Annotated in this window: 15 protein-coding genes; 11 read left to right on the plus strand and 4 right to left on the minus strand. The window is 70.2% G+C overall.

The window, feature by feature from the left end; translation table 11 throughout:
* From ACNFOC_RS35885 to ACNFOC_RS35930, 10 genes are all read left to right on the plus strand, one after another.
* The coding region (locus ACNFOC_RS35885; RefSeq protein WP_416963217.1) for a hypothetical protein at positions 1–237 on the plus strand (237 nt) is incomplete at its 5' end.
* 270 nt (positions 238–507) lie between these two features.
* Positions 508–1,818, plus strand: a complete 1,311-nt coding sequence (gene hemL, locus ACNFOC_RS35890; protein ID WP_416963227.1) for a glutamate-1-semialdehyde 2,1-aminomutase — start codon at positions 508–510, stop codon at positions 1,816–1,818.
* Complete coding sequence (locus ACNFOC_RS35895) at positions 1,815–2,522, plus strand: histidine phosphatase family protein (RefSeq protein WP_416963218.1); 708 nt, start codon at positions 1,815–1,817, stop codon at positions 2,520–2,522. Before hemL ends, ACNFOC_RS35895 begins: the two co-directional genes overlap by 4 nt.
* A 147-nt stretch (positions 2,523–2,669) precedes the next feature.
* Entirely contained in the window at positions 2,670–3,974 is a 1,305-nt protein-coding gene (locus tag ACNFOC_RS35900) for a polysaccharide deacetylase family protein (RefSeq protein ID WP_416963219.1), read from the plus strand.
* A gap of 89 nt (positions 3,975–4,063) precedes the next feature.
* Positions 4,064–4,666 carry a TlpA family protein disulfide reductase gene (locus ACNFOC_RS35905; protein WP_200686858.1) on the plus strand — a complete coding sequence of 201 codons (603 nt, stop codon included), beginning with the start codon at positions 4,064–4,066 and terminating at the stop codon, positions 4,664–4,666.
* A gap of 9 nt (positions 4,667–4,675) precedes the next feature.
* On the plus strand, positions 4,676–5,437 hold the full coding sequence (locus ACNFOC_RS35910; RefSeq protein ID WP_416963228.1) for a cytochrome c biogenesis CcdA family protein: 762 nt from the start codon (positions 4,676–4,678) through the stop codon (positions 5,435–5,437).
* A 3-nt stretch (positions 5,438–5,440) separates the two neighbouring features.
* The gene (gene resB, locus ACNFOC_RS35915; protein WP_416963220.1) at positions 5,441–7,252 is read left to right on the plus strand and encodes a cytochrome c biogenesis protein ResB; all 1,812 of its coding nucleotides are present in this window, start codon (positions 5,441–5,443) and stop codon (positions 7,250–7,252) included.
* On the plus strand, positions 7,249–8,367 hold the full coding sequence (ccsB, locus tag ACNFOC_RS35920) for a c-type cytochrome biogenesis protein CcsB (protein WP_416963221.1): 1,119 nt from the start codon (positions 7,249–7,251) through the stop codon (positions 8,365–8,367). Before resB ends, ccsB begins: the two co-directional genes overlap by 4 nt.
* Positions 8,368–8,470: 103 nt before the next feature.
* Positions 8,471–9,073: an RNA polymerase sigma factor gene (locus tag ACNFOC_RS35925; protein ID WP_416963229.1), complete on the plus strand. Its 603-nt coding sequence runs from the start codon at positions 8,471–8,473 to the stop codon at positions 9,071–9,073.
* Between the two features lie 68 nt (positions 9,074–9,141).
* Complete coding sequence (locus ACNFOC_RS35930; RefSeq protein WP_416963222.1) at positions 9,142–10,020, plus strand: CU044_5270 family protein; 879 nt, start codon at positions 9,142–9,144, stop codon at positions 10,018–10,020.
* Between the two features lie 13 nt (positions 10,021–10,033).
* On the opposite strand, the gene ACNFOC_RS35935 is transcribed toward ACNFOC_RS35930, so the two are convergent.
* The 4 genes from ACNFOC_RS35935 to ACNFOC_RS35950 all read right to left on the minus strand — a co-directional run bounded on the left by ACNFOC_RS35935 (position 10,034) and on the right by ACNFOC_RS35950 (position 15,275).
* Positions 10,034–11,575 (minus strand): type 1 periplasmic-binding domain-containing protein, encoded by a 1,542-nt coding sequence (locus ACNFOC_RS35935; RefSeq protein ID WP_416963223.1) that lies wholly within the window; start codon positions 11,573–11,575, stop codon positions 10,034–10,036.
* Positions 11,572–13,716 (minus strand): hypothetical protein, encoded by a 2,145-nt coding sequence (locus tag ACNFOC_RS35940; RefSeq protein ID WP_416963224.1) that lies wholly within the window; start codon positions 13,714–13,716, stop codon positions 11,572–11,574. The genes ACNFOC_RS35935 and ACNFOC_RS35940 overlap by 4 nt, the downstream gene beginning before the upstream one ends.
* Before the next feature lie 142 nt (positions 13,717–13,858).
* Positions 13,859–14,824 carry an isopenicillin N synthase family dioxygenase gene (locus ACNFOC_RS35945; protein WP_416963225.1) on the minus strand — a complete coding sequence of 322 codons (966 nt, stop codon included), beginning with the start codon at positions 14,822–14,824 and terminating at the stop codon, positions 13,859–13,861.
* A complete protein-coding gene (locus ACNFOC_RS35950) occupies positions 14,817–15,275 on the minus strand; it encodes a nucleoside deaminase (RefSeq protein ID WP_390158190.1) in 459 nt (152 codons plus the stop codon). Before ACNFOC_RS35950 ends, ACNFOC_RS35945 begins: the two co-directional genes overlap by 8 nt.
* A gap of 101 nt (positions 15,276–15,376) precedes the next feature.
* On the opposite strand from ACNFOC_RS35950, the gene ACNFOC_RS35955 reads away from it, so the two are divergent.
* The coding region (locus tag ACNFOC_RS35955; RefSeq protein ID WP_416963226.1) for a PucR family transcriptional regulator at positions 15,377–16,599 on the plus strand (1,223 nt) is incomplete at its 3' end.

The following is a 16,599-nucleotide window of genomic DNA, read 5'->3' on the forward strand; positions in this document are numbered from 1 at the left end:
CGACCCCACCCCGGATCCAGGACCGCCCCGCCGTGCCTCGGCGGCTTCCTCCTCGTCGCGCCGGTGCTTCCCCCGCCGGGCACGTCGAGGACCCAGGTCGTCAGTCCCCTCGCCCAGTCCGCCACCGCGATGCATATCTCCACCCGACTGCTTTTCCAGGACGCGTGGCCCTCGCCGCGCAACCCGATCATCGTGTCAGTGACCTCCCCCACGGCCGCCCGCCGAAACGTGCGCTGAAACACCTGTCCGCAGGATCTGCGCAAGCCCTGAACACCGTCGCCCGCATGAGCTGTGTGTGTCTGTGTGTATCAGGTCCCAGTCTCGCAGACGGGTGGGGGCCCCTGCCCGGACTCCCGCCGCCTACCCTGAGGAGGTCACTGAGTCACCGGAGCCCCAGCTCATCCCGAGAAGTCCGAGAAGCCGGAGAAGTCGCAGGTCATGACCGAAACGCCCAGCGGAACGCCACGCGAAACGCCCAGCGGAGGGGCGAGCGGAGCGCCGCACGCCCTGCCCTATCCATACGATGCGCCCGTCTCGCAGGCTCTCTTCGACCGTGCGTCGGTCGTCACACCGGGCGGCGTGAACTCCCCGGTGCGCGCCTTCCGCGCCGTCGGCGGCACGCCCCGGTTCATGGTCTCCGGCAACGGTCCCTATCTGACGGACGCGGACGGGCGCGAGTACGTCGACCTCGTCTGCTCCTGGGGGCCGATGATCCTCGGGCACTCCCAGCCCGACGTGATCGCCGCCGTCCACGACGCCGTCTCGCGCGGCACCTCCTTCGGTACCCCCGGTGAGGGCGAGGTCGCGCTCGCCGAGGAGATCGTCGCCCGCGTCGAGCCCGTGCAGCAGGTGCGGCTCGTCAGCAGCGGGACCGAGGCCACCATGTCCGCGATCCGGCTGGCCCGCGGGTTCACCGGGCGCCCCAAGGTCATCAAGTTCGCCGGCTGCTACCACGGTCACGTCGACGCGCTCCTCGCCGCCGCCGGTTCCGGTGTCGCCACCTTCGCGCTGCCCGACACCCCCGGCGTCACCGGCGCCCAGGCCGGCGACACGATCGTCCTGCCGTACAACGACCTCGAAGCCGTCAACGAGGCCTTCCATCGGCATCCCGGTGAGATCGCCTGCGTTATTACGGAGGCTTCGCCCGGGAACATGGGGGTCGTGCCGCCTGTCGCCGGGTTCAACCAGGGGCTCAAGGACGCCTGCTCGAAGAACGGTGCGCTCTTCATCTCCGACGAGGTCATGACCGGGTTCCGGACCAGCCGGGCAGGGTGGTTCGGGATCGACGGCGTCGTGCCCGATCTCATGACCTTCGGGAAGGTCATGGGCGGTGGCTTCCCCGCCGCCGCGTTCGGCGGGCGTGCCGACATCATGGCGCACCTCGCTCCCGCCGGGCCCGTCTACCAGGCCGGCACCCTCTCCGGAAACCCCGTCGCGACCGCCGCCGGCCTCGCCCAGCTGCGCCTCCTCGACGACGCGGCCTACGACACGATCGACGCCGTATCCGCGCAGATCCAGTCGCTCGTCACCGAGGCGCTCAGCAAGGAAGGTGTCGCGCACCGGATCCAGAACGCCTCCAACATGTTCTCCGTGTTCTTCACCGACCGCAGCGTGCGCAACTACGAGGACGCCAAGGCGCAGGAGTCGTACCGCTTCACCGCGTTCTTCCACTCGATGCTGGCGAGCGGGGTCTATCTGCCGCCCTCGTCCTTCGAGTCCTGGTTCGTGTCCACGGCCCACGACGAACGGGCCATCCAGCGGATCGCCGACGCCCTCCCGGCGGCGGCCCGAGCGGCGGCGGAGGCCACAGCAGCATGACCGGCACGAACAGCAACTCCACTGACAACACCAGTGACATCACCGTCGTCCACGTGATGCGGCACGGCGAAGTCGCCAACCCCGACGGGGTGTTGTACGGGCGTCTGCCCGGTTATCACCTCTCCGAACTCGGGCGGCAGATGGCCGACCGGGTCGCCGAGCACCTCTCCTCCCGCGATGTCACGCACGTCGTCGCCTCCCCGCTGGAGCGCGCGCAGGAGACCGCCACGCCGATCGCCAAGGCGCACGGGCTCGACCTCGCGACCGACGGGCGGCTCATCGAGGCCGACAACGTCTTCCAGGGCAAGACCTTCGGCGTAGGGGATGGCGCGCTGAAGAAGCCCGACAACTGGAAGTACCTGGTCAACCCGTTCAAGCCGTCCTGGGGTGAGCCCTACGTCGACCAGGTCGTCCGCATGATGGCCGCGCTGGACGCCGCCAAGGACGCCGCGCGCGGGCACGAAGCCGTGCTGGTCAGTCATCAGCTGCCGATCTGGATCGTGCGGTCGTACGTCGAGCGGCGCCGGCTGTGGCACGACCCGCGCAAGCGGCAGTGCACGCTCGCGTCCCTGACGACCTTCACCTACCGGGGCGACAAGATCGTGTCCGTCGGCTACACCGAGCCGGCCCGTGATCTCGTCCCGGCCCATCTCCTCGCGGGCGCCAAGCCCGTCAAGGGGAAGGACAAGGCGTTCGGCGCCTGACAAACGCGGGTTGACCACTCGTCAGGGGCAGGTCTCGTGACAGCCCCGTGACATTTGTTTCGCAACCCACATCGTTCACGGCGAACTTTCCTGTCCGTCGCGTCCTCTCACAGGTAGACCACAGAGGACGCGACGGATGGGGAAGCAATGCGGAGTCTCACTCGACGGGGAGCGCTCGGAGTCGGTGCGGGCGCCGCGGCGGCCGTAGGACTCGCGGGGTGCGGGACGCTCGGTTCGGACGGGTCGAAGCCCTCCACCGGCGGTTCCGGCAAGGGGTCCTCCGGTGGTCCCACCAAGTCCCTGGAGCCCCGCGCCAAGCCCATCGGTGACGGCTCCACGTCCTTCACCGGCGCCCAGCCCAAGCAGCCCGCGAAGCCCGTGCCGCTGGAGCCGGGGCAGACCCCGCCGCAGTTCGTGATCTTCTCCTGGGACGGCGCGGGCGAGGTGGGCAACGGACTGTTCCCCCGCTTCCTCGACCTCGCCAAGCAGCACGGCGCGAGCATGACCTTCTTCCTCTCCGGCATCTATCTGCTGCCCGAGTCGAAGAAGCGCCTGTACAACCCGCCGAACAACGCCCGCGGCGCCTCCGACATCGGCTACCTCACCGACGAACACGTCAAGGCGACGCTGACCAACGTCCGGCGCGCGTGGCTGGAGGGCCACGAGATAGGCACCCACTTCAACGGCCACTTCTGCTCCGGCTACGGCACGGTCGGCAACTGGACGCCCCAGCAGTGGCGCAGCGAGATCGACCAGGCCAAGTCCTTCGTCAAGGAGTGGCGCACCAACACCGGCTGGACCGACCTGCCGTCCCTGCCCTTCGACTACGAGAAGGAACTCGTCGGCGGCCGTACGCCCTGTCTCCTCGGCCAGGACAACCTGCTGCCCACCGCCCGCTCCCTCGGCTGGCGCTACGACGCCTCCTCGCCCGGCGGCCGCCAGGTCTGGCCCGTGAAGCGCAACGGCGTGTGGGACTACCCGCTCCAGGCGGTCCCCTTCCCCGGGCACAGCTTCGAAGTCCTCTCGATGGACTACAACATGCTGGCCAACCAGTCGGTCAACTCCACCAACGCGCCCGCCTACAACTACCCGGGCTGGCGTACGCAGGCCGCGCAGGCCTACATATCCGGCTTCCAGCGCGCCTACGAGTCCAACCGTGCCCCCTTCTTCATCGGCAACCACTTCGAGCACTGGAACGGCGGCATCTACATGGACGCCGTCGAGCAGGCCTTCAAGCACATCGCCCGGCTGAAGGAGAAGGGCGAGGACGTACGGCTTGTCTCCTTCAAGCAGTTCACCGACTGGATCGACGTGCAGAAGCCCGAGGTGCTGGCCAAGCTGCGCACCCTCGATGTCGGCCAGGCACCGGCCGGCGGCTGGAAGTCCTTCCTGGCCGCGAGCCCGGGCACCTCCTCGTCGGCCTCCTCCACGGCCACCGGAGACGCCGCCTGAAATGCCGTCTGAAATGCGGGTTTCCGCCCGCCGTACGCCGTTGAGGGGGGCGCGCAAGATCCCCAGAACGGGCATGCGAAACTTTTCACATGAGTGCCGCCAGTCGCGCCCGTAGCCGCGCCGTCCTGTCGACCGCCGGTGTCGCCGTCGCCGCGTTGGTGCTGTCCGCGTGCAGTTCCGGAGGCACCTCCGGAGGTTCGGGCAACACCAACTTCATCACCGGCTCCGACGGCATCGCGACCGTCAAGAAGGGCGACCGCCAGGCCGCCCCCGACCTGTCCGGCAAGACCATCGACGGCAAGACCCTCAACACCGCCGACTACAAGGGCAAGGTCCTCGTCGTCAACGTGTGGGGCTCCTGGTGCTCCCCGTGCCGCGCCGAGGCGGACAACCTGGTCCAGGTCGCCAAGGCCACCGCGGACAAGGACGTCCAGTTCGTCGGCCTCAACACCCGGGACACCAGCACCGAACCGGCCGTCGCCTTCGAGAAGAAGTACGAGGTGCCGTACCCCAGCCTGTACGACCCGACGGGCCGGCTGATGCTCCGCTTCAAGAAGGGCACGCTCAACCCGCAGGCCATCCCCTCCACGATCGTCATCGACCGGGACGGGAAGATCGCGGCACGCGCCCTCCAGGCACTCAGCGAGGACAAGCTGCGCGAGATGCTCGACCCGGTCATCGCGGAGAAGTGAGCTGACGTGCTGCTCGCCGACGCGACCACGGGCCTGAACCACACGGTCTACGACGGGGCCCTGCTGCTCGCTCTGCCGATCGCCGTGCTCGGCGGGCTCGTCTCCTTCTTCTCCCCGTGCGTCCTGCCGCTCGTCCCCGGCTACCTCTCCTACGTCACGGGAGTCAGCGGCACCGACCTGGGCGAAGCCCGGCGCGGCCGGATGGTCGCGGGTGCCTCTCTCTTCGTCCTCGGCTTCACCGTCGTGTTCGTGTCCGGCGGGGCGCTGTTCGGGTACTTCGGGCAGACCTTGCAGGAGAACCAGGACGTCCTGTCCAAGACGCTGGGCGTGCTCATGATCCTCATGGGTGTGTTCTTCATGGGGCTGATGCCCTGGCTGACCCAGCGTGAGTTCCGCTTCCACAAGCGGCCGACGACCGGGTTGATAGGGGCTCCGCTGCTGGGCGCGCTGTTCGGCATCGGCTGGACCCCGTGCATCGGACCGACCCTCGCGTCCGTGCAGGCACTCTCCATGAACCAGGCCAGTGCCGGTCGCGGGGCCATACTGACCGTCGCGTACTGTCTCGGCCTGGGTGTCCCCTTCGTCCTCACCGCGGTCGCGTTCCGCAAGGCCCTCGGCGCCTTCGGCTGGGTCAAGCGCCACTATGTCTGGGTGATGCGCGTCGGCGGCACCATGATGATCGTGACCGGCGTGCTGCTGCTCACCGGCGCCTGGGACGCGCTGGTGCAGGACATGCAGGGCTGGTCCGACGGCTTCACTGTAGGGATCTGATCGATGAGCAAGACGACCGCCGACTCGCCCGCCGAGACGCCCCGGGCCGACCCCTCCGGCGACGACCAGGACCTCGGCGCCGCGGGCTCCCAGCTCTCCACGGCCCCCGTCGAAACGGCTATGCCCGGCTCCTTCGGCGGCAACCGCGCCCCCGGCCTGACCGGCTGGCTCGCCTGGACCGGTCGTGAAGCGCTCGGCTGGGCGCGCTGGATGTGGCGCCAGCTGACCTCGATGCGGGTCGCGCTGATGCTGCTGTTCCTGCTGTCGCTCGGCGCGGTCCCCGGCTCGCTGATCCCGCAGTCCGGCACCGACGCGCTGAAGGTCTCCGAGTTCCAGGACGCGCACAAGACGCTCGGGCCGATCTACCAGAAGCTCGGCCTCTTCCACGTCTATGGCTCGGCCTGGTTCGGCGCGATCTACGTCCTGTTGTTCATCTCCCTCATCGGCTGCATCATCCCGCGCACCTGGCAGTTCGTCGGCCAGCTCCGCGGCCGCCCGCCGGGCGCGCCCAAGCGCCTCAACCGCCTTCCCGCGTACGCCACTTGGCGCACCGCCGCCGAGCCCGAGCAGGTCCGGGAAGTCGCCCTCGCGACCCTGAAGAAGCGCCGCTTCCGCGCCCACGTCGCCGGGGACGCCGTCGCCGCCGAGAAGGGCTATCTCCGCGAGACCGGCAACCTCCTCTTCCACCTCGCGCTGATCGTGATGCTCATCGCCTTCGCCTGGGGCCAGCTCTTCAAGTCCGAGGGCGACAAGCTGATCGTCGAGGGCGACGGCTTCTCCAACACCCTCACCCAGTACGACGACTTCAAGTCCGGCAACCTCTTCAGCGACGACGACCTCGTGCCCTTCAGCTTCAACCTGAAGAACTTCATCGGCACGTACGAGCGCACCGGACCCAACCGCGGCACCCCGAGCACCTTCCAGGCCGACATCACCTACAGCCTCGGTGCCTACGGCAAGGCGGAGAAGCACACCATCAAGGTCAACGAGCCGCTGGAGATCGGCGACTCGAAGGTCTACCTCGTCAGCCACGGCTACGCCCCGGTCGTCACCGTCCGGGACGGCAAGGGCAAGGTGGTCTTCCACCAGGCCGTACCGATGCTGCCGATCGACTCCAACGTCACCTCGCAGGGCGCGATCAAGGTCCTCGACGGCTACAAGAACACCCAGGGCGTCGCCGAACAGCTCGGTTTCGCCGCCCTGTTCGTGCCGACCTACGCCAAGGGCAGCGGCACGATGTTCTCCCAGTACCCCGGGCTCGACTACCCGGTGCTCAACGTGACCGGCTACCACGGGGACCTCGGCGTCAACTCGGGCGTCCCGCAGAACGTGTACCAGCTGGACACCAAGAACCTGAAGCAGTTCAAGACCGCCAAGGGGGCCATCCTCAAGGCCCAGCTGCTGCCCGGCGAGACGATGAAGCTGCCGAACGGCGCCGGGTCGATCACCTTCGACAAGCAGATCAAGGAGTGGGCGGGCTTCCAGGTCGTCCAGCAGCCCGGCACCACCTGGGCCCTGGCCGGCGCGCTCACCGCGATCGTCGGTCTGGCCGGCTCCCTGTTCATCCAGCGCCGACGCGTCTGGGTGCGCGCTACGCGCAGTGCCGACGGGGTGACGGTCGTTGAAATGGCCGGGCTCGGCCGCAGCGAGTCCGCGAAACTCCCCGAGGAACTCGGCGACCTGGCCGCGCTGGTGCACGACCGGGCCCCGACGAAGACCGACGACGACCCGAAGACCCCCACCTCCGACGCCGACACCCACGCATCCGACTCCGGCGTCGAACCGCCCGTACCCGCCGAAGGGGCTGAGAAGTGACTCTCGCCGCCGCAACCGACATCGCCTCCGTGACCAATCTGGCCGCCGCGACCAACGAGCACCTGGCCAACCTCAGCAACACGCTGATCTACTCCTCGATGGCCGTCTACACCCTGGCCTTCTTCGCGTACATCGCCGAATGGACCTTCGGCAGCCGCAGCAAGATCGGCCGTACGGCCGCCGCGCTGACCGGTGCCGGGGCGAAGAAGGCGGACGCGCCCGCCGTCGCCGTCAACAAGGCCGGCGGCACCACCGTGCTGGAGCGGCCGAAGGTCGTCGTCCGGGCCGCGTCCGGCTCGCGCGACGTGCCGGACGGTCCCGGCGCGCACGGCGGGGACGAACAGGGCGACCTCTACGGTCGTATCGCCGTGTCCCTCACTGTTCTCGCGTTCCTCGTGGAGCTCAGCGGTGTCCTCGCCCGCGCGGCCTCGGTGGAGCGGGCGCCCTGGGGCAACATGTACGAGTTCAACATCACCTTCTCCACGGTGGCCGTCGGCGTGTACCTCACGCTGCTGCTGCTCAAGAAGAACGTGCGCTGGCTCGGCCTGTTCCTGGTCACGACGGTCCTCCTCGATCTCGGTATCGCCGTCACTGTCTTGTACACCGCCAGCGACCAGTTGGTTCCCGCCCTCCACTCGTACTGGCTGTACATCCACGTCTCCACCGCGATCATCTGCGGCGCGGTCTTCTACGTGGGCGCCGTCGGCACGCTCCTGTACCTCTTCAAGGACTCGTACGAGAGCAAGCTCGCGGCCGGCGGCAAGCCCGGCGCCTTCGCCACCTCCGTGATGGAGCGGCTGCCCGCCTCGGCGAACCTCGACAAGTTCTCCTACCGCGTCAACGCGGCCGTCTTCCCGCTGTGGACGTTCACGATCATCGCGGGCTCGATCTGGGCCGAGTCCGCGTGGGGCCGCTACTGGGGCTGGGACCCGAAGGAGACCTGGGCGTTCATCACCTGGGTCGCCTACGCCTGCTACCTGCACGCCCGCGCCACGGCCGGCTGGAAGGGCCGCAAGGCCGCCTACCTGGCCCTGATCGCCTTCGGCTGCTGGATCTTCAACTACTACGGCGTCAACATCTTCGTCGGCGGCAAGCACTCCTACGCCGGCGTGTAAGCCGCAACTCCCTTACGGCAGAGGCCGGTTCCGTGTGACATGGGTCACCGGAACCGGCCTTTGTCGTACGGACAGGTAGAGGGGTGTGGATACGAACCTGCATCTGAGGAAACGCATCCGCGCGGGGGACCACGACGCCTTCGGCGAGATCTTCGACGCGTACGCACGCTCCGTCTACAACCACGCCTTCCGGCTCACGGGGGACTGGGCGCAGGCCGAGGACATCGTGTCGCTGACCTTCCTGGACGCCTGGCGCCTGCGCGGCAAGGTCGACGAGGAGGGCGGTTCGCTACGGCCCTGGCTGCTCGGCATCGCCACCAACGTCACGCGCAACACCCGCCGCGCCGCCCGAAGACACGCGGCGGCGCTCTCCCGGCTGCCCCGTGACGAGGTCGAGCGCGACTTCGCCGACGAGGTCGCCGCCCGCCTCGACGACACCGCCGAACTCGCCCTCGTACGCGCCGCGTCGGCGACCCTGCGCCGCGCCGAGCGCGAGGTGCTCGCCCTGTGCGTGTGGTCCGGGCTCGACTACCGGGCCGCCGCCGAGGCGCTCGGTGTGCCCGTGGGGACCGTACGGTCGCGGCTCTCGCGGGCGCGCGCAAAGCTCGCGAAACATCTGAAAAGTGTGGAACTCCCCTTGCGGGACGGACAGATGAAAGGTGACCGCGGCAGTGCGGTCGGGCCCCTGAGGGAGGAACAGCGATGAACCGACTCCCGGAACTTCCCGAGAGAGACCTTCCGCCGGGCCGTCACCGACTCCTCAAGGAGCATCTGATGACCGAGATCCGGCACGAGACCGCAACCGTCCAGGAAGAGGCAACCGTCCCCGAGCGGAGCAAGTGGCTGCGGCCCGCGCTCGCCGCGGCAGCCGTCGCCACCGCGGCCGCCGTCGCCTTCGTGGCCCTGCCGTCGTCCGGCGCCCAGCCGGGCGCGCGGCCGCCGAGCAGGGCCACGGTCGCACTCCTGGAGGACATCGCGCTGGCGGCAGAGCACGAGCCGTCCTACGGCACGGTCCGCGACGACCAGTTCGTGTACATGGACAGCATGGTCTCCGGCTCGAACTCGCAGGACGGCAGGACGACCATCGCCCCGCTGCACCGACAGGAGGTCTGGATGTCGGTGGACGGCCTGCACGACGGGCTGACGCGCGAGGCGGGCCAGAAGCCCGTCGTCACCACCCCCTACGTGAGGCCGGGTGAGGAGGGCTGGGACGCCTCCGCCTTCTACAAGCACGTGGAGACGCTGCCCACCGATACCGACGGGATGTACGACTACCTGGCCGAGACGGCCCCGAAGTACAGCGGTCAGGAGAAGTACCAGGCGATGTTCGTGCTGGCCGGCGACCTGCTCAGGCTGTCGACCGTGCCTCCGGAGCAGAGCGCGGCGCTGTTCCGGGCGGTGGCCAGGATTCCCGGTGTGACGCTGGTCGACGACGCGGTGGACGCCGCCGGCCGGCCGGGCGTGGGCGTCGCGCGCAAGGACCCCGACAACCCCAGCCAGAACGAGTGGATCTTCGACAGGACGACGTACGGGTTTCTCGGCGAACGCAGCGTGGCCACGGAAGACTTCTCGAACGTGAAGAAGGGCGCGGTCATCGCCAACACTGCGGTCCTCCGCACAGCCATCGTCGACAAGGTGGGCCAACGCCCGTAGGACGTACGCGCGCCTAGGCCGGAGGCAGGCAGTCCTTCGCGGGCGGCTTGTCCTCCGGCCAGGCGATCCGTACGAAGCGGGCGCTGCCCTGCGGGGTGAGTTCCACTATCGGTACGGCCTTGTCGTACGGGTTGCCGTGGATGTCCAGGCAGATCCAGCCGCTCGCCCCGCTCACCCGCAACGAGCCCTTCACCTGCGGCCATTGGAGGCCGACGTCGGACAGCGGCGGGATCTTCTGCTGGTCGGGGGTGGCCTCGCGGATGCCGTGGACGGCGAGGCGCATCGCGTCGTAGGCGATGATCGCCTGGCCGTCGTCGAGGGAGACCGTGCCGAGCGGGCCGACGGGGGAGGTCTTGGCGGTGGCGAGGAGTTTGTCGAGGTCCTGGGTGTCCTGGGGCGAACCGCCGGTCGCCGGGGGTTTGTTGAGCCAGGCGTCCGGGTGGGCGAGGGCGGTGTAGCGGACGGAGACGCCGTGCTGGAGGGCGTCGCGGTCGAGCTTCTTGTCGCCGGTGAGGTACGAGCCCTCGTCGCCGGTGAGCACCGTGAACGTGCGGGACTGGCAGCCGCGGCGGCCCAACGCGTTGATGAACTGGCGCAGTTGGGTGTGCCGTCCGGCGAAGAACACGGTGTCCAGCTTCGTGTCCGTGTCGCAGACGAGGTCGGTGATCTGCCGGAACGTGTTGGGCGTACTGCCCTCCTCGCTCCGGTTGGCGGGCGGGGTGAACGGCCACGACCCGTACGGCGAGCCCTTGAGCAGGGTGGCGAAGGCCTGTTGGAGCGTCTTCGTGTACGGGTCGCCTGGCTTGTCGTAGACCAGCAGGGCCCGGTCCGCCGTCACCTTGGCGAAGGCGGCGAGGGCGCGCGCCTCGTCGGTGTTGGTGGGGGAGACGCGGGCGAGCCCGGGGTAAGGGTCCTTGCCCCGCTGCCCGTTGGCGAGGTCGTCGGCGGTGATGGAGGAGCCGACCACCGGGATGCCGAGCCGGGTCAGCTTCGCCACGGCCTTCTTGTTGTTGTCGGTGCTCGTCCCTATCCCGGTGACCGCGCGCAGCCGGTCGGACGAGTCCGTCATCGCCGAGAGCCGGTCCACCGTCCGCTCCCAATAGGCGCCGTCCGCACCGGGGTTGGCGAGCACCAGCCGGATGTACGGGGTCTCGCCGTTGTCGTCGTGGTTGGCCCGGTACTGCGCGAGATACGCGCCCTGCAACTCGTGCAGCACGTCGTTCAGGTTGTCGGCGTCGCTGGAGCTGAAGGGCTCGTACAGGGCGACGGTGACGTACGTGCCGGCCTTCAGGGAGCGGTTCTCGCGGTCCACCGCCCTGATCGTGTCGGCGAACCGGCGCTGCCCGAAGTCGAACGCCGAGGTCGACACCCCCACGCACTCCCCGCTGTCCTCCGGCCGGGCCACCCCGGCCGCGCAGGAGCGGTCGTCGTGCAGGAGGGTGCGGGTCAGCTGGACCAGGCCGAAGAGCAGCGCGCCGGCGACCACGAAGGCCGTGTAGCGGTAGATCGGGATCGTCCGGATCCGCTGGACCAGTTCGCGCAGCCACGCTCTCATCGCCCGCCCCCGTCTCGGTCGTCGCCGGCCGGCACCCGCAACGGGCGCCCCGCCAGGGCGTGTTCGGGCCACTGCTGGGCGGCCCGCCACAGCGGCTCGCTGCCCGCGGGCCAGATGTTCGACAACTGCTCCAGATCGAAGTGCATCCGGCCCGCGACCTCCTCGTCCGGCAGCACCAGCGGATCCGTCACCTGCCACACCGCGTGCAACAGCCGCCGTACGGTCAGATGCAGGGCCGGGTCCACGCCGGCCGGGGGGTCCTCCTCGGCGTCCGTGCGGGCGAGCGCGACGGCCTTGCGGTGGTCGCCGGGCGCGCCGATGTCCCGGCCGTGCGGATCGTGCGCGTGGTAGTAGGGCGCGGCGGTGACGAACAGCAGCGTCTCCAGCCAGGCGTACGGCGTGATGGTGCGGAAGGTGTTCCGCAGATACGCGACCGCGTCCGCCGTGTCGCCCAGGGCGAGTTCGTGGTGCAGGCGGAAGCGGGCGCGGGCCGGGGTGTCCGGGTTGCCGGGCAGGCCGTCGTAGTGCGAGAGCAGCGAGCGGTGCACGGCACGCCAGCGCCCGTGGTCGGCGTCGTCGAGGTGCAGCCGTAGCAGGAGCAGGGTGCGCAGGAACGGGTCGCCGACGAAGTAGCCCTCGGACGGGGGCAGTCCCTCCGCGGTGAGCTGGGTGCGCAGCCGGTTCACCCCGGCCGCGCCGAAACTGTCCCCGAGCCGTGCCTCGGCCAGTGCCCGCGCCGAGTCCCCGTCGTGCGCGGTGGCGAGCACGGCCAGCTCCTCCGCGAGCCCCCGCGGCACCAGCCGGTCGAGCAACTCCCGGTACACCGGCCGCCGATCGCTCTCCACATCCTCGTCCGGCTTCAGCCCGGCGGTCAGCAACTCGCCCGGACTGACCGCCCCCACGGGCCGGTTCTGCCGTACGGCCTCCCCGAGCACCGCCGCCCCCAGCGGACTGCCGGCCGTCAACCGGTGGATGGCGTACGGCAGTTGGGGCGGCACCTCGACACGCGGAGCGCCGTCGGTGTCCGTGGTGGCGGCGCACACGTCGGCGATGACGCGCCGCGCCTCCTCGGGGGTCAGCGCCGGCAACGTCACCAACAGGGCCCGGGACGAGGGCGAGGCCCCCGGCGCCCAGCCGCTCCCGCGGGCCACCTCCGGCAGCGGATGACGGACGGCGTCCGGCAGATCGGAGTGCCGGTGGCCGCGCAGACCGGCGAAGAACACCACCTGGTCGCCGTTGCCGTCGGCACGCTCCTTCAGTACGGCCTTCATCAGCCCGGGACCCGGCCCCGACTGCACGTTGTCGACGAGGACGACCGGCCGCCCCACCCGGCGCATCCGCTCCCACCGGCGCCGGTACATGTCGCCCAGATCGGCCAACAGGGCGCGCAGCAGCCAGCGTTCGGCGTCCGCGCGGGAGGTGCCGTCGGCGCGGAAGTCGCGGGCGATCTCGATCAGCCCGCGCCGGGCGTCACCGCTCGCACCGGGATAGGCGCTGTACCAGTCCGCGCCCGCCTTCAGCAGCCCGTTCGGCGTCCACACCAGGTCGAAGAGGGTGTCCAGGGTCGCCTCGATGACGGCCTGCCCGACCGGTCCCGTACCCGACAGGTTGGCGATGAGCCGGGAGGCGACCTTGCCGGCCCAGCTCTGCGCGATCACCGCCCAGCGCCGCGCCGGGTCGCTCAGCAGCAGGATGCGCCGGGCCTCCTCGCGGGCGCTGTCCTCGTCCCGGTCGCCCCAGCCGGTCGCGCACACGGCGAGCAGTCCGGCCTCCAGGCGCGGGAAGTCGATGCTCCCGGCCCCGTGCACCACCGGTTCCCGCAGCTGCTCCGCGACGGTCGCCAGCGCCTGCCACACCGGGGACCAGGTCGCGGCGGGCCGCCCGGCCGGCAGCCGGGTCAGCCGGTCGGCCTCGCAGTCGATCAGCGCGACCGGCGTGTGCCCGCGGTACGCGGTCCGCAGCTCGGCCAGCGCCATGCTCTTGCCGAGCCCGCGCGCGCCCGCGAGCACCACGAAGGGCGGTTCCGGGTGTTCGTACGGCGAGGTGAGCAGCTCGTACGGCCGCAGGCCGATCAGGCGCGAGGCGAGACCGGGCGGCTGTGCCTCGAACAGCGCCCCGCGTCCATGCAGCCCTCTACCCACCGCATCTCCCCCTGAGCGGTCGCCCGGCACCGACAACTGTCTATCAACACCAGGGTAAATAGGGGGAGTTGGATCGGACTAGGTCATGCGGTGTCCGTTGAGTTACGAAAATGTCGGAACGGCGGACGTTTGAGCGCCGCACTCAGTCGACGGTGATCGAGTCCAGCTTCTCCCGCAGATAGACGTGCGAGTCGACGGCCTCGTACGCGACCCGCCCGACCGGCGCGGGCACGGACTCCACGAGCGTGCCGGGCGTGCACTCGCCGAAGTAGACGAGCGACATCAGCTCCTCGGCGGGCGCGTCGGCGGGCGGCGGCAGCACGCGGTGCCGCCCGGACCGCCACCGGTCCCCGGTCCAACGGGCCATCAGATCACCGATGTTGATGGTGAACGCCGCCGGGTCGAACGGCGCGTCCTCCCATCCCCCCTCGTCGGTGAAGACCTGAAGTCCCCCCTTCCCGGCCTGCCGGTCGAGGATCGTCACGGTCCCGAAGTCGGTGTGCGGCCCGATCCGGAACTGCCCCGGCTCCGGCTCCCCGACGACCTCGACCCCCGGGTACCAGTTGATGTTGAACCCGTACGTCGGATGGTCCATGTGCTGGGAGAAGAAGTCGGGTTCGAGCCCGAGCGCGACCCCGAGCAGCGACAGCAGCTGCTTCTCCAGCTCGCCCATGCGGTCGAGGTACTCCTCGCAGAGCTGCTGGAGTCCGGGGATCTCCGTGGGCCACACATTGGGCGCGTACCACTCGGCGTTGATCTCCGGGTCCTCGAAGGGTTCGTGCGTGGCGAAGGTCAGCGACTCCTTCAGATCTGGCGGGGTCTCGGTCCCCTCCGAGTACCCGTTGGCCTCGGCACCGGGCCCGAGCCAGCCGCGCCCGCCGACCTTGGCGGAGTAGGCCTCTTTGACATCGGCGGGGAGGGCGAAGAAGGCCCGGGAGGCCTCCCGGATCCGGGACCGGAGACCCGGGTCGACCCCATGCCCGGTGACGAGCAGGAACCCGGCGGTCTGGAGGGCGTCGTCGACGGTACGGGCGATGTCTTTCCGGGTCTGCTCGTCCCCCGAGATCCAAGGCTTCAGGTCGATCGTGGGGATGCGGGGCTCAGTCACCGATGTCCTCGTTCCAGAGTGCCGGGTTGTTCTTGATGAAGTCACGCATCAGCGAGGTGCACTCGGGATCGTCGAGGAGGACGATCTCCACACCGTGCTCGGCGAGCCAGTCGTGCCCGCCGTGGAAAGTGGCGGCCTCACCGACGACGACCCGCGAGATCCCGAACTGCCGCACCAGTCCGGAGCAGTACCAGCAGGGCGAGAGAGTCGTGACCATCGTCGTCCCGCGGTACGACCGCTGCCGCCCCGCCGCCTTGAACGCGGCCGTCTCCGCGTGCATCGAGGGGTCGTCGTCCTGGACGCGCCGGTTGTGGCCGCGCCCCAGCAGGGTGCCGTCGGCGCCGTAGAGCGCGGCGCCGATCGGGATGCCGCCCTCGGCGAGCCCGGCGCGGGCCTCCGCGACGGCGGTGGCGAGCCAGGTCCGTGCCTGTGCCTGATCGATGCGGTTCATGGCTCCCACTCTCCAGTGGCCGAAACACCAGGGCAACGTGCGGAAAGTACTCTCCCCGCAACCCGTACCCGGACGAACTGTCAGCGCCCCTGGAGGTTCCCGTGCCCGCACTCACCCTCCGTGAGGTCCTGTCCCTCGACCCGGTCCGTGCCACCGAGCCCGAACTGCTGGCCGGCGAGGCCGCCCTCGACCGCCCCGTGCGCTGGGTCCACTCCAGCGAGGTCTACGAGGGCGCGAACTTCCTCGACGGCGGCGAACTCCTCCTCACCAACGGCTTCGGCCTCACCGACACGGACGCCGAGATCCGCCGCCGCTACGTCCGCGAGCTGGCCGCGCGGGGCGCCTCCGGCCTTGCCGTGGAGATCGGCCGCTCGCTCCCCACGATGCCCCCGGAGGTCACGGACGAGGCCCGCCGCCTGGGCCTTCCCCTGCTCGCCCTCCACCGGGTGGTCCCCTTCGTACGGATCACCGAGGCGGCCAACCGGGCGATCGTGGCCCGGGGCCTGTCCGGCCGTTCCGTCGTACGACCGTGGGGCGACGACCACACCGCCGCGCTCCTGGCCGACCTGGCGGACCGCGCCGCGCTGAACCAGCCCGAGGTCGAGGCCCGGTCCGCCCTGGCCGGCTTCCACCCCGGTCCGGGCGCCCGCCTGATCGGGGTCTCCGTGCACGGCGCACGCGAGGTGACGGCGGTCGACCGGGCGGTACGGCTGCTGGGCGGGGCGAGCGTGCTGCGGGCGGCGTTCCCGGGCGACGTCCTGGCCCTTCTCGCGCTTCCGGGGTCCGTCTCGGGCGACCCCATCCGCGCGGTCCAGGAAGCCTTCCGTACGGCCGCCGAACCCGGCCTGACGGTCGCGGTCGGCCACGCGGTCGACGCCGGCAGCGGCTGGCTGCGCTGGAGCGACACCTTGCGGGCGGCCCGTACGACACTGGAACTCGCGCTGACGGTCCCGGCCGCCGAACCGGCCGCCCCCGAGGGCCCGTTGGTGACCTCGGCACGGGCCCTGGCCCTGGAACGGGAGCTGACGCGCGGCGGCGTCGACGCGAACCGCGACCGCCTGTCCCGGCTGGTGCAGCACGCCCTGGGCCCCCTCCTGTCCTGGGAGGCGGCCCACCCGAGCGACCTGGTGCGCACGCTCGAAGTCCACCTGCGGCACGGCTGCTCCCCGACCCGCACAGCGGCCCTCCTGCACATCGGCCGCCAGTCCCTCTACCAACGCCTGGAACGCATCGAGTCGCTCCTCGGCCTGGAGATCGACGACCCGGATCTGCTGGGGGAGCTGCTGGCGGCGGTGTGCGCGCACCGGGTGGTGCGGGGGATGGG

Source organism: Streptomyces colwelliae, from assembly GCF_048158785.1.
Taxonomy (GTDB): domain Bacteria; phylum Actinomycetota; class Actinomycetes; order Streptomycetales; family Streptomycetaceae; genus Streptomyces.

Excerpts from the sequence above, each read along its gene's own strand:
- ACNFOC_RS35895 (WP_416963218.1), top strand. The coding sequence starts at position 1,815 with ATGACCGGCACGAACAGCAACTCCACTGACAACACCAGTGACATCACC.
- ACNFOC_RS35900 (WP_416963219.1), top strand. The coding sequence starts at position 2,670 with ATGCGGAGTCTCACTCGACGGGGAGCGCTCGGAGTCGGTGCGGGCGCC.
- ACNFOC_RS35905 (WP_200686858.1), top strand. The coding sequence starts at position 4,064 with ATGAGTGCCGCCAGTCGCGCCCGTAGCCGCGCCGTCCTGTCGACCGCC.
- resB (WP_416963220.1), top strand. The coding sequence starts at position 5,441 with ATGAGCAAGACGACCGCCGACTCGCCCGCCGAGACGCCCCGGGCCGAC.
- ACNFOC_RS35930 (WP_416963222.1), top strand. The coding sequence starts at position 9,142 with ATGACCGAGATCCGGCACGAGACCGCAACCGTCCAGGAAGAGGCAACC.
- ACNFOC_RS35935 (WP_416963223.1), bottom strand. The coding sequence starts at position 11,575 with ATGAGAGCGTGGCTGCGCGAACTGGTCCAGCGGATCCGGACGATCCCG.
- ACNFOC_RS35950 (WP_390158190.1), bottom strand. The coding sequence starts at position 15,275 with ATGAACCGCATCGATCAGGCACAGGCACGGACCTGGCTCGCCACCGCC.